Below are 14653 nucleotides of genomic sequence, written 5' to 3' on the forward strand. Positions count from 1 at the left end.
GACGCCATGAGCACGCCTCTGAAGACCCTGATCACGAAACTGAACCCGCTGTGCCGGCACGCGACCGAGCGCGCGGCGAGCGCGTGCCTGGCGCGCGGCCACTACGAGGTCGATCTGGAGCACCTGTTCCTCGCGCTGCTCGACGAAGCGACGGGCGACCTGCCGCTCGCACTGCGCGCGAGCCGCGTCGATCCGCATGCGCTGCGCGCGGATCTCGAGCGCGAACTCACGCGCCTGAAGACGGGCAACACGCGCACGCCGGTGTTCTCCGTGCATCTGATCGCGCTGTTCGAACAGGCGTGGCTGATCGCATCCCTCGACTCGCAGCTCGGCCGCATTCGCTCGGGGCACCTGCTGCTCGCGCTGCTGACCGCGCCCGATCTCGCGCAATTCGCGCAGCGGATGTCGTCGCGGTTCGCGGAAATGAACGTGACGGACCTGAAGCACAAGTTCGACGAGATCATGGCCGGGTCGAGCGAGGCCGAGCCGCGCCAGGCGGACGAAGACGGCAGCGACGTCGCGCAGGCCGCCGACGGCGGCGCGCCCGCGGCCGGCCCGTCGAAGACGCCGGCGCTCGACACGTACACGACCAACCTCACGCAGCGCGCGCGCGACGGCAAGATCGACCCGGTGATCGGCCGCGAAGCCGAGATCCGCCAGGCGATCGACATCCTGATGCGCCGCCGCCAGAACAACCCGATCATGACCGGCGAGGCCGGCGTCGGCAAAACGGCGGTGGTCGAGGGTCTCGCGCTGCGGATCGCGGCCGACGACGTGCCGCCGCCGCTGCGTGGCGTCGCGCTGCACGTACTCGACATGGGGCTGCTGCAGGCAGGCGCGAGTGTGAAGGGCGAGTTCGAGAACCGCCTGAAGAGCGTGATCGACGAGGTGAAGAAGAGCGCGCATCCGATCATCCTGTTCATCGACGAGGCGCACACGATCATCGGCGCGGGCGGCCAGGCCGGCCAGAACGACGCGGCGAACCTGCTGAAGCCGGCGCTCGCGCGCGGCGAGCTGCGCACGATCGCCGCGACGACGTGGAGCGAATACAAGAAATACTTCGAGAAGGATGCGGCGCTCGCGCGGCGCTTCCAGGTCGTGAAGGTCGAGGAGCCGAGCGAGCCGCTCGCGGCCGCGATGCTGCGCGGGATGTCGGGCCTGATGGAGAAGCACTTCAACGTGCGCATTCTCGACGACGCGATCACCGAGGCCGTGCGCCTGTCGCATCGCTACATCAGCGGCCGTCAGCTGCCGGACAAGGCGATCAGCGTGCTCGACACCGCGTGCGCGAAGGTCGCGCTCGCGCACAGCGCGACGCCGGCGGCGATCGACGACACGAAGAAGCGCATCGAGCGGATCGACGCGGAAATCGCGTCGCTGGAGCGCGAAGCGGCCGGCGGCGCATCGCACGACGAGCGGCTCGGCGAGCTGCGCGGCGCGCGCGACACGGCGCTTGAACAGCTCGCGAAGGATGAAGCGCGCTACGAGTCCGAGCGCGCGATCGTCGCCGAGATCACCGCCTTGCGCGAAGCGCTCGACAACGCGCGCGGCCCGTCGGAAGACGGCCAGCCGGTCGACGTGCAGGCCACGCGCGAGCAACTGGCCGAACGCGTGGCGGCGCTGCACGCGCTGCAGGGCGGCGAGCCGATGGTGCCGCTGCAGGTCGACGGCCACGTGGTGGCCGAGATCGTCGCCGCGTGGACGGGCATTCCGCTCGGCCGGATGGTGAAGGACGAGATCGACACCGTGCTGAACCTGCAGCCGCTGCTCGCCGCGCGCGTGATCGGCCAGGACCACGCGCTCGACGCGATCGCGCAGCGCGTGCGCACCGCGACCGCGAACCTCGAGGACCCGAACAAGCCGCGCGGCGTGTTCATGTTCGTCGGGCCGTCGGGCGTCGGCAAGACCGAGACCGCGCTCGCGCTGGCCGACATCCTGTACGGCGGCGAGCGCAAGATGGTCACGATCAACATGAGCGAGTACCAGGAGGCGCACAGCGTGTCGGGCCTGAAGGGTTCGCCGCCGGGCTACGTCGGCTACGGCGAAGGCGGCGTGCTGACGGAAGCCGTGCGCCGCAATCCGTATTCGGTGGTGCTGCTCGACGAGGTCGAGAAGGCGCACCCGGACGTGCTCGAGATGTTCTTCCAGGTGTTCGACAAGGGCGCGATGGACGACGCGGAAGGGCGCGAAATCGACTTCCGCAACACGCTGATCATCCTGACGTCGAACGTCGGTTCCGCCGCGGTGATGCAGGCGTGCCTGAACAAGCCGGCCGAGGAGCTGCCCGATCCGGACGCGCTCGCCGAGACGCTGCGTCCGCAGCTGTACAAGACGTTCAAGCCCGCGTTCCTCGGGCGGATGAAGGTCGTGCCGTACTACCCGATTTCCGACGACGTGCTGGCCGAGATCATCGAGCTGAAGCTCGAACGCATCCGCCGGCGCATCGAGACGAACCACAAGGCCGCGTTCGAATGGGACGAGTCGCTCGTCGAGGCGGTGCTCGCACGCTGCACCGAAGTCGATTCGGGCGCCCGCAACGTCGACCACATTCTCAACGGCACGCTGCTGCCGGAGATCGCGGGCCACGTGCTCGGCCGGATCGCCGACGGTGCAGCCATCGCGCGCATCGCGGTGCGCGCGGACGAGGCCGGCGAATTCGCGTACATCGTCGAATGAGCGCGGCCGTGCAACACACGCATTGGATGAACTGACCGAACCATGCCGATCAATCTCCCCGAGCTGCTGACGCCGATCAGCGACGCGTCGCCCAGCGGCGACGACCTGCTGTTCTCGAACGAATTCGACGCGATCCAGGACGCGCGGCGCTACGACGATCCGACGCTCGACCAGGGCGAATGGGTGACCGAGATCAAGGAGGCCGACTGGGGCTTCGTCGTCGACCATGCGGGCGAACTGCTGCGCACGCGCACGAAGGACCTGCGGCTCGCCGTATGGCTGACCGAGGCGCTCGCGCTTGAGGACGGCATCACCGGCCTCACCGAAGGCTATGCGCTGCTCGAGGGCCTGTGCCGCGACTTCTGGGACACCGTGCACCCGCTGCCCGAGGACGACGATACCGAGCACCGGCTCGGCAACGTCGCGTGGCTGTCCGGCCGCACGGCCGAGCTGCTGCGCGCGGTGCCGATGACGGACGGCGCGTCGAACGCGTTCAGCACGCTCGACTGGGAAGTCGCGCAGCACGTCGCGCAATCGATCAAGCGCGACCCCGAACACGCGGACGACATCGCGCGCGGCAAGCCGTCGATCGAGCAGATCGATTCGTCGCGGCGCGTGACGTCGATCGCGTTCTACACGACGTTGCTCGCGAACCTGAAGGCGTTCGAATTCGCGCTCGATGCATTCGAGGAACGGCTCGTCGAACGCGCGGGCGATTCGGCACCGAGCTTCCGGCAGGCGCGCGAAGCGTTCGAGACCGTTTACCGGCTCGCGGAGCGCTTTGCGCGCGAGCAGGGGTATACGGGCAGCGCGCCGCACGCGCAGTCGGCGCCGCAGGCGCAGCCCGAGCGCATCGAGCCGGTGTTCGGCAACCCGATTCAGACCGAGGAGACTTATGTGCAGCCGCAGCCCGTTCCGCGCGCCCCGGTGCCGCAGATGATCGCCGGCATCCAGAACCGTGCGCAGGCCGTCGACCAGTTGCGCGCGGTCGCGCGTTACTTCCGCCAGACCGAGCCGCACAGCCCGGTCGCGTATCTCGCCGACAAGGCCGCCGAATGGGCCGACATGCCGCTGCACAAGTGGCTCGAGAGCGTCGTGAAGGACGACGGCTCGCTGTCGCATATCCGCGAGCTGCTGGGGGTGAGGCCCGACGAGCAGGCGTGAGCGACGATGCCGCGGCGACGCGCGTGACGCGTGCCCGGGCGCCGTCGTGCGGTGAGAGAACGGCTTTTTCCTGAGAGCGCGGGCCCCGGCGGGTTCGCGGCCAACAAGAAGATGGGTGACGCATGAACGTGACCGAACTGGCGCAGGCGATTCGCGGTGGCTTGATTCAGCAGGACCGCCTGCTGAAGACGGACATCCCGTCGTTGCCGAACAATGCGCTCGTCCCGCGCCGGGCCGTGACCCGTTCCGAACTGGGCCGCGATTTCAGCGTGACGCTCGATCTCGTATCCACCGCGAGCGACGTGGAACTCAAGACGCTGATCGCGCAGCCGATGACGCTGTGGATCCAGCAGGCGGACCGGTCGTATCGCCCGATCAACGGCTATGTCCACACGGCGCGCAGGCTCGGCGCGGACGGCAGCCTGTCGAGCTACCAGCTCACCTTTGCATCGTGGATGCACTTCCTCAAGTTCCGCAGCGACATGCGGTACTGGCAGGATCAGAGCGTCGACGCGATCCTCGCCGACGTGTTCGACGCGCATCCACAGGCCAAGGGCCGATATCAGTTCGCGCTGTCGAAGCCGCTGCCGTCGCGCTCGTACTGCCGCCAGAGCGAAACCGACTGGAACTTCGTGCATCGCCTGATGGAGGACGAAGGGCTGTTCGGCTTCTGGCGGCACGCCGACGACGGCAAAACGCATACGCTCGTCATTACCGACGATCTGCATGCGGTCGACGAGCTGGCGCCGAAGGCCGTCGGCTTCGATCATGCGGGAGCGGGCACGGAAACGGCCGGCTTTACGCAATGGACTGCGTCGAGGACCCTGCAGAGCACGCTTCACACGACGCGCACGTTCGACTACAAGTCGCCGTCGTCCGCGGGCAATCCGAACGGCACGACGCTGCCGACCAAGGCCGGGCAGGGCGATCTGCCCGATCAGGCGGAAATCTACGAATACACGGGCGCCTATACGTATCCGGGCCAGGATCGTGGCGAACATCTGTCGAAGATCCGCCTCGAGGAATGGGAGTCACGCGCGAAGCGTTTCTTCGGCGTGGGCGGCGTGCGCGGAATCGATGCCGGCCGGCGTTTCACGCTGGCGGACCATCCGCAGCACGACCGCGATCCGGAGGGCGATCGCGAGTTCGCGGCGATCGGCGTGACGCGCTACATCGAGAACAACTTGCCGCTGTCGGACCACGAGGCGCACTTCCCGCACAGCCTGCAGGAGCGGCTCGCGCAGGCCAAGGCCGGACACGGTGCAGCGGCGGCGTTCGAGGTCGGACATGACGACGGCTCGGCCGGGTTCTATCTCGTCGAGGTCGAGACACAGCGCGCGAGCGTGCCGTATCGCAGCCCGTTCGAGCACAAGAAGCCCGTGATGCAGCTCGAGACGGCCGTCGTCGTCGGGCCGAAGGGCGAAGAGGTGTATACGGACGAGCTGAACCGGATCAAGGTCAGGTTCGTCTGGGACCGGCAGAACGAAGGCACCGAAACTGCGTCGTGCTGGATGCGTGTCGTGCAGTCGGATACCGGCGGCGGCTACGGCGGCGTGCATATTCCTCGGGTCGGCGAAGAAGTGCTGATCGGCTATATCGGCGGCGACTGCGACCGGCCGATCGTCATGCATCGCGTCTACAACGGGGCCGCCAAGCCGCAATGGCATAGCGACGGCATCCTGTCGGGATTTCGCTCGAAGGAGTATGCGGGCGGCGGTCACAACGAAATGGTGCTCGACGATGCGACGGGCCAGAACCGCGCGCGCCTGTTCAGCAGCAGCGCGAATTCGCTGCTCCATCTCGGCTACCTGATCGAGCAGAACGGCAACACGCGGGGCGCGTATCTCGGTTCGGGGTTCGACTTGCGCACGGATGCGTATGGCGCGGTGCGGGCCGGGCAGGGGCTGTATGTCACGACGCATCCGAAGCAGGCGAACAGTCAGCCGCTCGACGTGAGCGAGACGCAACAGCAGCTCGTCAATGCCGAGGGGCTGATCGAGTCGTTGTCGCAGGTCAGCGAAGCGCATCTGGCGGAAAGCCTCGGCGACGGTCACGATGCGCTGAAGACGTTCACCGACGCGACGCAGGAGAGCATTTCGGGTGCGGCGTCGGGCGGACGGACTGCGGGTGGCGGGACCGGCAGCGCGAATGCGTTCAAGGAGCCGGTGATGCTGTTTGCGAGCCCGTCGGGGATCGGGATGGCGTCGCAGCAGTCGGTGCACCTCGCGAGCGACCGGCAGACCAATATCGTCAGCGGTCAAAGCACCTTCATCACGAGCGGCAAGTCGTTGATCGCCGGCATCCGCGACCGCATCAGCCTGTTCGCGCAGAACGCCGGAATGAAGCTATTCGCCGCGAAGGGCAAGGTCGAAGTGCAGGCCCATGCGGACAATATCGAAGTCACCGCGCAGAAGACCGTGAAGCTGGTGGCGGCGACGGAGAACGTCGACGTGGCCGCCAAGCAGGAGCTCCTGCTGACGTCGGGCGGTGCCTATATCCGGATCAAGGGCGGCAACATCGAGATTCACGCGCCGGGGAAGATCGATTTCAAGGGCGCGCAGCACGCGTTCGCCGGGCCGACGAGCATGCCGTATCCGCTGCCCGCGATGCCGGGCGGCACGTGCAAGCAATGCGTGCTGAACGCGCATAATGGGCGCGAATCGATGGTCGAGGCCGATTGATGGACGACGTCAACGACGCGGGCGACGTGGTCGATCCGGACGATGCGGTCGAGGCAGGCGAAGCCGTCGACACCGCGCCGAATCCGCGCGAGCCGGCTTGGCCGGCGTTCCTGGAAACACTGAAGGCTTCGCTGGCGCAGGCGGACGGCGACGGCAGGGCGATGCGGCTTTATGTGCTCGTCGATACGCGCGGCTATCAGGAGCTGGATGTGCAGCTTGCGACGGTGCGCGGCCTGCGCTATGCGTCGCTCTGGACGGATACCGGTCTCGACGCCTATACGGATATCGCACCGTACCTGATTGCCTTCGACCACCACGCACTCGACGATGAGGGAGGCGAGCAACATCGGCTGCTGCGCCAGCTGTGGCTGGACGCGGTCGATCTGCACGCGGTGACGTGGCTGTGGTCGACGTGGTCGTTCGATGCGCTCGACGCGCATCTGCGTAAGTACGTGCAGTACAAGTTGCCCAACGGCCGCTCGTATTATCTGTTCTTCTTCGACAACCACGTATTCGAACGCGTGCGGCGGGTGTGGAGCGATGCTCAGACGCGGCAGTTCGTTGCACCGTTCGCCGAGATCCGGTATCGCGATCGGCGGCTCGAGGAAGTCGTGTGGCGCAACGATGCGCCGGCGATCGAAGGCGTGATGCCGGTGGGCGATGCGCCGGGCCTGAGCGAGCAGCAGCATGCGCAGCTGATCGAGCTCGGGTATCCCGACAAGCTTGTGCTGAAGTTTCGCGAGACGATGGCGGCGGTGGTCGATCACTTGTCGGATGCGGAACTTCACGATCAGGTCGTCGAGCAACTCGATCGCGCGGCGACGCACGGGATTGTCGATGAGGTCGGGTTACTCTGCTATGTCGTGACCGGTGTGCAGGTTGCGCCGCGGTTCGACGAGCACCCGGCCGTGAAGTCGTTGCTCGAGGCAGCGTCGCGCGGAGAGACGAGCGTCGATGCGGCGCTGGCTTCGATCGACGATGCGACCTGGGATGCGATTCGCGACGCGCACGAGCGCGCGTTGCTGGAGGCGCGTAGTGACGTGGCGTAGGTCTGGATGGGCGGTGGGCCTGCTTGCGGTGGCCGCGAGTTTGAGCGCGTGCGGCAAGTCGGAACCGACCTACAGCGGGATTTCGGTCATGGGCCGGAACTATCTGCCGTACAACATGAACGGTTTCACCATTATCGACGCATACGGCAACAAGGCAAGCGGTGGCGGAGACGATCCGCCGGGCGCAGGTGGCGGCAGCGTCGCGTGTTGCTGCACGCTCAAGGGCACCGAATTTACGGTCAAGTGGAAGTACTACGACGCAGATCGATGGACGATGGACGACTCGCATGCGCAGCAAGTCGAGACCAAGGTCGTGATGCCGTCGTCGGCCGTTCCCGAGAAAGTCGGCAACCGGATTCTCGAAGTTCATTTCTATCCGGATCGTCACGTCGAGTTTCAATTCCCCGGCCAACTGCTGGACGAATCTCGCATTCCGGTCGTGGATGTTTCAAGATGGATGGCGACGCACTATCAGGAGCAACTGGACAAGAAATTCGACGATACGGATGGGCAGTCGCATCGGCGAATCGCGCGCGCGGTTGCGGCAGCATGGCTGAAATACCGACTGACCGACCCGAATGATCTCGAGCAATACGCGTATTACGACTTGCTCGTGAACAGCCGGTTCGATACGCATCCCGAGATTCAGCGCGTCTTGCAGGTGGCTGGCGACAAGCCGGGTACGTTCGCGAAGTCGATGCAGTCTCTACCGAAGAGCGTGCTGTTGGGACTGACAAGCGATAACTTCGAGCCGGTGACTGTTCCGGCCATTCGGGATGGATTGTTGCCATCGCCGCGTGCAGCGGATGCGCTGCGTGTGGGTACCTCTCCGAAGCGATTTGCGATGTAGATGAGCAGGGGGATGAAACGTGGACGTTGGCGCGAGATGGATGCGCGACGACGAACAGAAGTGCGGCGCACTCTGTGGCCTATGTCGTCGATGACATTTGAATGATTGAGGCGGGGGTGCATCTGCATAGCGTGCCGCGAGCGATTCAGAAGGAAAACATCAATGACTGGAGCAACGAGATTGTCGAGTCTGATGAGTCGCGCACTGGCGGGATGTCTGCTCGTGGCGGCGATGACGGCATGCGGTAAGTCGGAGCCGACGTATGCCGGGATCTCGGTTATCGCGCACAACTATCTTCCGTACAACCTGGACGGATTTACGATTACCGACGCTTACGGTAACAAAGCGGGCGGAGGCAATAGTTTGCCCGGAGGCGGAGGCGGGGTGACGTGCTGCTACAAGCTCAAAGGCACTGATTCCACGGTCGTATGGAACTATGTCGACGTCGACCAGTGGCACAAGGGTAACGAGGAGACGCTTCACGCCGAGGCAAAGGTGACGATGCCGCAGGCGCAGGTTCCGGAGACGGTTGGCGATCGCATCCTTGAAGTGCACTTCTATCCGGATCGTCACATCGAGTTCCAGTTTCCGGGTGCGCTGATGGATGAGTCGCGTATCCCGATGGTCGATGTATCACGCTGGATGGCGAGTCATTACCAGGCACAATTGGACAAGCGTTACGACGAGCGCGAGGATCAGCAGTACCGTCGCATCTCCCGAGTCGTCGCTGCTGCGTGGCTCAAATACCGGCTCACCGATATCGATGATCTCGAGCAATACGCGTATTTCGAGCTTCTGGTTAACAGCAGATTCGACGCCCATCCGTCGGTACGGCAGATCCTGAAAGCGACCAGCGGCAAGCCCGGCACGTTCGCGAAGTCGATGCAGTCTTTGCCGAAGAGCGTGTTGTCCGCGTTGTCGGATGATGCGTTCGAAGCGGTGGCCGTACCGGCGATATCCGAGGGTTTGTTGCCACCGCGGCGTACGGAGAATGCGCGGCGTGGATGATCGAATCGGGCACGTCTCGGATGCGAATTGCGATGTAGTCGGGCTTGATGGAACGTGAGCGTCGGCGCGAAATGGATACGCGACGACGGAAACGGATGCGACGCACTCGGTGGCCCAGGTTGCCGAGGACATTCGGATGATTGGGGCCGGTCTATGCCTGCATGGGTGCCGCGCGCGATTCAGAAGGGAAACATCAATGGGTAGAGCAATGAGATTTTCGAGTCTGGTGGGCCGCGTTTTGGCTGGGTGTCTGCTTGTGACTGCCATGACCGCATGTGGAAAGTCGGATCCGACCTATAGCGGGATTTCGATCATTGGCCGAAATTATCTGCCGTACAACATGAGCGGCTTCACGATCGCAGACACGTTCGGAAATACGGCGAGCGGAGGGGGAGACGACCCGCCGGGCGCTGGAGGGGGGAGCGTCAAATGTTGTTACAAGCTCAAGGGCACGGAATTTGTCGTCAAGTGGAATTACTACGATGTCGACCAATGGCACAAAGGGAACAAGCAAATGTTCCATGCAGAGACGAAGGTGTCGATGCCGCAGTCCAAGGTGCCTGACGATGCGGGTGCCCGGATTCTCGAAGTGCACTTCTTTCCGGACCGGCATGTCGAGTTCCAGTTTCCTGGCGAGATGCTCGATGACGCGCGTTTGCCGATTGTCGATGTCGTGAAATGGATGAAGCGGTATCAGGTGCAACTGGACAAGCGATACGACGAACGCGAGGACCAGCAGTTTCGTCGAATCGCCCGTGTCGTCGCGTCGGCGTGGTTGAAATACCGTCTGACCGACCGTGACGACCTGGAACAGTACACGTACCTCAATCTGCTCTTGAACAACCGATTCGATACGTACCCTGAAGCTCAGCGCATTTTGCAGACTGCCGCCGGGCAACCCGGCACTTTCGCGAAGTGGGCGCAGTCACTGCCGAATAGTGTTCGCTCGGAGTTGACGAGCGGGAAATTCAAGCCGGTGGCCGCACCGGCGATTGCCGACGGCTTGCTGCCGCAACCGCGTGTAGAGGAGAAACCGCATGGCTGAGAAAATCAAGCTTGATCCGGACGACGCAACACCGATGTCCGTGTACACGCAACTGGTTTCTCGGGACGCGAACCTCTATCCGAAGGGCGACTGCATGCCATGCGGTGCAACGATTCGCATGGGGTTTTTCTTCGACGCCTTCGGCCGCAATGCCGATATCGACGACAAGGAGAGTTCGCGATATTCGAATATTTGCCGCTTGTGGGAGGCGCATCGCGATAACGATGACTCGCGTCGGCCGGCCAACCAGTTCTGGTACCGCTTCTATTATTCGGGATTGGGTACGCCGCTCAACGAATCGGCCAAGTCCAACGCATTGGTCAATGCAGGCGTCGCCGTAGCCAAGATGGCAGCCAAGAAGGCGAAGAGCGGCGCGACGTCGGTCGCGGAGTCATTCACGCGCGTCAATACGCCGATCAAGCAGGCCGACGTGAAAAAGCGTGTCGCCGATGTGAAGAAGCAAATTCTCGAAGGGGATTTTTCGCTTCGACCGATCGAGAAGGCGTTCGAGGATCTCCGCAAGGATATTGAGCACATTCCCGCTCAGGCGCGGCGCGTCATGAATGTGCTGAATGCGTCGCCGGAGCGATACTGGGAACGGACCAAGGCGACCGGCACGCTGCTGTGGCGGAACACCAAGAACGACTTCAAAGCCAACTGGAAGGGAACGCCGATGAAGGCAGCGTGGGGCGTTGCGCGCAGCCTTTTCGTTGGCGTCGCGATGGAGAACGTGCCGATCGTACGTGACAACGCCGTAATGGCCGAAGCTTTCGGAACGGGCGTCGATACTCGGTTGATTGCGGCCAAAAAGCAGTTTGAAACCGCGTACGAGGCTGTCAAGCATCAGATGAAGAAGATCCGCGTCATCGAGGTATCGGTGTTTGGGGCGGACCGCGGATGCGTGCTTGCGCGAGCGTTCATCAACGATCTGGCAGAGAAATACAAACGCAGGGACGACACGGACCTCGCTATTGACGGTGTGTCGATCCAGATCAAGTTTGTCGGTCTGCTCGATGCCGTTTCGTCTGTCATGTCGGAAGAGGCGGGAGAACTGATCGGCATGGTGCCGTATCTGGGGATGATCAAAACCAGCTACAAGGATCGCCCCCTCGGCATACCTGCCAGCGTGCAGCGCTGCGTTCATTTCGCTGCCGCGCACGAGATGCGCTTCTATCAGCGTCTCGATAGTCTCGAAAAAACGCGCGGCGAGCAATTTCTCTATCCGGGCACGAGCTGCGATGTGGTCGGCGGCGCAACAAACGGGTCGCTCGGGTTGAATGCAGAGCTGATGCGGGTGCCGCTGCGCGACATGCTGCTGGAAGCGCTGAAAGCGGGCGCGGTGATGGATACGATGGAGGATCTCTACCTTTACAAGAACGACACCTTCGGTCGATTCTCGATCGCCGAACCCATCAAATGCGGCGGCAAGCAATACCGCATCAAGCAACTCATCGACGCGTATACCGCACTCGTCCCCCGCAAAGCTGGCGTCGACTTCGTCGCGCATTCGAAAGTCTTCCTCCGCTGGATCGCCGTCCGCTACCGCGATCCCGAGTTCCGCCGCACGATGTCGGACCCGGTTGCCGACTGGAAGCGCAACATGAGCGACGCCGACCTGCAGCGCAAAACGGCGAAGTCGCAGCTCGACTGGGAACTGCAGCGACAAGGCATCAACATGAGCATGCTGGCCAGCCGCAGCCAGGAGGACCAGGCGAAACTGCGGGGAATGAAGGCGGCGAGCGACGCGGCGCAAAAGCGTTATGAGAAGTTGGTCGCGGAAGCGCCGAAGGACTATTCGACGGTCTGGGAGCGCCTCGAGCAGGAAGCGGCAAAGAAGCTGCGCCGTGCGTCGTATCAGGAGGGCCTGAAGCAATCCGCCGAGCGCATCCGCAATATGCCGGATTCCTGGGATTCCAATAACAAGGCCAGCGCGGACGCGGTGGAGGCGGCCATGCTGCCTGAAGCTGAGATGGAGCTCGTGTCGGCCTGGAAGGAAGGGATCGAGGGCAAGCATCCGCTGCCGCCGGATGTCATGGCGCTGTTCGACATGCTCGTCCACGATACGTTGCTGACGAGTTGGCAAGATCACTTGCTGGCGCCGTCTCTGTACTTCCGCACGCGGGACAAAGACACGTTCGGGTCGAGCGATCTCGCAAAGGAAGCGAAGCAGCGCAAGAAGGACGATCTAACCGCGGCGCGCATCGACCAGGCGGCCAAGCAGAGTCAGGAATGGGCACGGGGCTACAAGGACGGCGCAACGCCCCCAATTCATTGAGCGGCTATGCTGGATGAGGCGGCGCTTGCCTGACTGCTTATCGCGGACGAGCATGCCTGAACGGTAACTGTCCTATTCGATGTCTGAGTCAACAGATAGGAAGACCTTCACGTATAAGCGCATGCGCGACGGGGCGTGGGTTGAATGCAAGCGCGGTACGGTGCCTGTTGCTTTCCTGATCGTGGCCACGCGCGATCCGAACCCGGTATGCACATCCGCATCACGAACCACTGACGCGGTTCCGCGTGCGCCGCGCTTTCCGCTTCGCCGCGGCTTTTTTGCGATCCTCGATCCACGGCAGCATCGAAATGCTTGCCGCACACAGCATCAGCCCCGCGATCAGCGCAAACAGACCGAATCCGATTTCACGCACCCATGCTCCGCCTTCAACCGCTTCGTTGCGGCGGGCAATTCCCGGAAACATCGACGAAACGCGCAGGTCATCGTTCGCTGCCGCGCTGCAATACGTCTTCGTGAACGCCGCGAATTGTTCACGGCTGATAGTCGAGGCGGCCGAACGCGAATACACCGGCGACCCGGCCGGCTGCCACGTCGTCTCGTACCGCCGCGTCAGTCCCGTGCCATAGCGAAATACGGCACGCGCTTCCCACGTCGCATCGGATTTGCCGTATCGCAGAGACAACTCGCATCGCTCGACGACGGCGGGGACGTGCGGCCACGCACGGGCGCGAACGAGGATGGCGGAATTGATCGTGCCGGCCATACCCGCCAGCACGAAGACCGCGCCAACGAACAGAAGAACGACCGACCACAGGCAGCGTATTGCGTATTTCACTGGAATCGCCGGATTCAGTAGTGGGTCGGTGAGGCGACCGGCTTGTCGACCATGTGCGGGCGGACGGAGCGTGCGCAATCCGACGGATGAGTCGGCCGCTACCCGGTCCTCCGCAATGCGATCGAATCCCCGCCTACTGCCCCACCCGGAACTCGATCCGCCGATTCCGCGCCCGCCCGTCCGCCGTATCGTTCGGCGCAATCGGCTGATCCGGCCCGACGCCCGTCGTCGTCATCTGCTGCGGCGGAATGTTCTTCGTGATCAGATACCCCTTCACCGCATCCGCGCGCGCCTGACTCAGCGCGATGTTCGACGTCCGGTTCCCCGAGTTGTCGGTGTGGCCGATGATGTCGACCGTGCGGTTCTGCATCTTCGCGAGCGCCGCCGCCATCTGGTCGAGAATCAGCTTGCCCTGCGGCGTGAGCGTCGCGCTGCCGGTCTCGAACTCGATCGTCCGGTTCGCGAGCGTCTGGTCGAGCACGCCCTGTTCGGAGGCCGACACGCGCAGCCCGTTCCGGATCGTATAGGTCGGGTTCAGCGTGTTCGCCATGTCGCTCGCGAGCTGCTGGCGTTGCGCCTCGTTGTGCACCTCGCCCTTCATCTCGATCTGCGTGCCGTTGATCTTCAGCTGCCCCTTGCTGATCTGCTTGAGCTGCGCGCCGAGCAGCTTCTGCACGTTCGCGCTCCAGTTCGGCGGCGTCGCGACGTCGCCCACCTCGATCTGGTCGACGACGTTCGCCGCGCCGTAGGTATCGCGCAGCTTCTGCAGCACCGCGGCCTTGGTCGCCTCGTCGGGCACCTTGCCGCTGGCGACCACCTGGCCGGGCGTCGCGTTCGCGGGCGGCGGCGTGATCGTGCCGGCCGTGCCGCGCACCACCGTGCCGGACGCGGCGCCGGCGTTCGGGTTCGACGACGGCAGCGCGGTCGTCGCGACCGTGCCGTTGCCGACCGGCGTGACGGTCGCGCCGGTGTTCTGCGCGAACGCCGCGCCACTGGCGAAGAGCCCGGCGGCGGCGAGGGCGGCGACGGCGGGCGAGAGAGCGGCCGAAAGGGCGGCCGAGAGGGTGGCCGACAAGCGCGCGCGCCGAGCGTGAATCGTGCGATGCATC

The 14653-nt window shown here is 64.0% G+C and carries 10 protein-coding genes; 8 read left to right on the forward strand and 2 right to left on the reverse strand.

The genetic code is table 11. The features are described from left to right. Positions 1–6: 6 nt before the first annotated feature. From tssH to HWX08_RS28505, 8 genes are all read left to right on the forward strand, one after another. Positions 7–2676, forward strand: a complete 2670-nt coding sequence (tssH, locus tag HWX08_RS28470) for a type VI secretion system ATPase TssH (protein ID WP_174922163.1) — start codon at positions 7–9, stop codon at positions 2674–2676. A gap of 42 nt (positions 2677–2718) precedes the next feature. Further along, the gene (tssA, locus tag HWX08_RS28475; RefSeq protein ID WP_174922162.1) at positions 2719–3840 is read left to right on the forward strand and encodes a type VI secretion system protein TssA; all 1122 of its coding nucleotides are present in this window, start codon (positions 2719–2721) and stop codon (positions 3838–3840) included. Between the two features lie 122 nt (positions 3841–3962). Then, positions 3963–6521 (forward strand): type VI secretion system Vgr family protein, encoded by a 2559-nt coding sequence (locus HWX08_RS28480; protein WP_174922161.1) that lies wholly within the window; start codon positions 3963–3965, stop codon positions 6519–6521. Continuing rightward, positions 6521–7570 (forward strand): DUF4123 domain-containing protein, encoded by a 1050-nt coding sequence (locus tag HWX08_RS28485; RefSeq protein WP_174922160.1) that lies wholly within the window; start codon positions 6521–6523, stop codon positions 7568–7570. The genes HWX08_RS28480 and HWX08_RS28485 overlap by 1 nt, the downstream gene beginning before the upstream one ends. Beyond that, positions 7557–8420: a hypothetical protein gene (locus tag HWX08_RS28490; protein WP_174922159.1), complete on the forward strand. Its 864-nt coding sequence runs from the start codon at positions 7557–7559 to the stop codon at positions 8418–8420. The genes HWX08_RS28485 and HWX08_RS28490 overlap by 14 nt, the downstream gene beginning before the upstream one ends. 192 nt (positions 8421–8612) lie before the next feature. After that, positions 8613–9428 carry a hypothetical protein gene (locus tag HWX08_RS28495; RefSeq protein WP_244122779.1) on the forward strand — a complete coding sequence of 272 codons (816 nt, stop codon included), beginning with the start codon at positions 8613–8615 and terminating at the stop codon, positions 9426–9428. 208 nt (positions 9429–9636) lie between these two features. Continuing rightward, positions 9637–10473, forward strand: coding sequence for a hypothetical protein (locus HWX08_RS28500; protein ID WP_174922157.1), 837 nt, complete (start codon positions 9637–9639; stop codon positions 10471–10473). Then, complete coding sequence (locus HWX08_RS28505; protein ID WP_174922156.1) at positions 10466–12748, forward strand: DUF2235 domain-containing protein; 2283 nt, start codon at positions 10466–10468, stop codon at positions 12746–12748. The genes HWX08_RS28500 and HWX08_RS28505 overlap by 8 nt, the downstream gene beginning before the upstream one ends. 220 nt (positions 12749–12968) lie before the next feature. Here HWX08_RS28505 and HWX08_RS28510 read toward each other — a convergent pair whose 3' ends face one another. Together HWX08_RS28510 and HWX08_RS28515 are read right to left on the reverse strand one after the other, a co-directional pair. After that, positions 12969–13544, reverse strand: a complete 576-nt coding sequence (locus HWX08_RS28510) for a DUF3592 domain-containing protein (RefSeq protein WP_244122780.1) — start codon at positions 13542–13544, stop codon at positions 12969–12971. Positions 13545–13677: 133 nt separating this feature from the next. Continuing rightward, positions 13678–14652, reverse strand: a complete 975-nt coding sequence (locus HWX08_RS28515) for an OmpA family protein (RefSeq protein WP_069255616.1) — start codon at positions 14650–14652, stop codon at positions 13678–13680. Position 14653 lies beyond the last annotated feature (1 nt).

Origin of the sequence: Burkholderia metallica (genome assembly GCF_902832845.1) — a bacterium.
Classification (GTDB): domain Bacteria; phylum Pseudomonadota; class Gammaproteobacteria; order Burkholderiales; family Burkholderiaceae; genus Burkholderia; species Burkholderia metallica.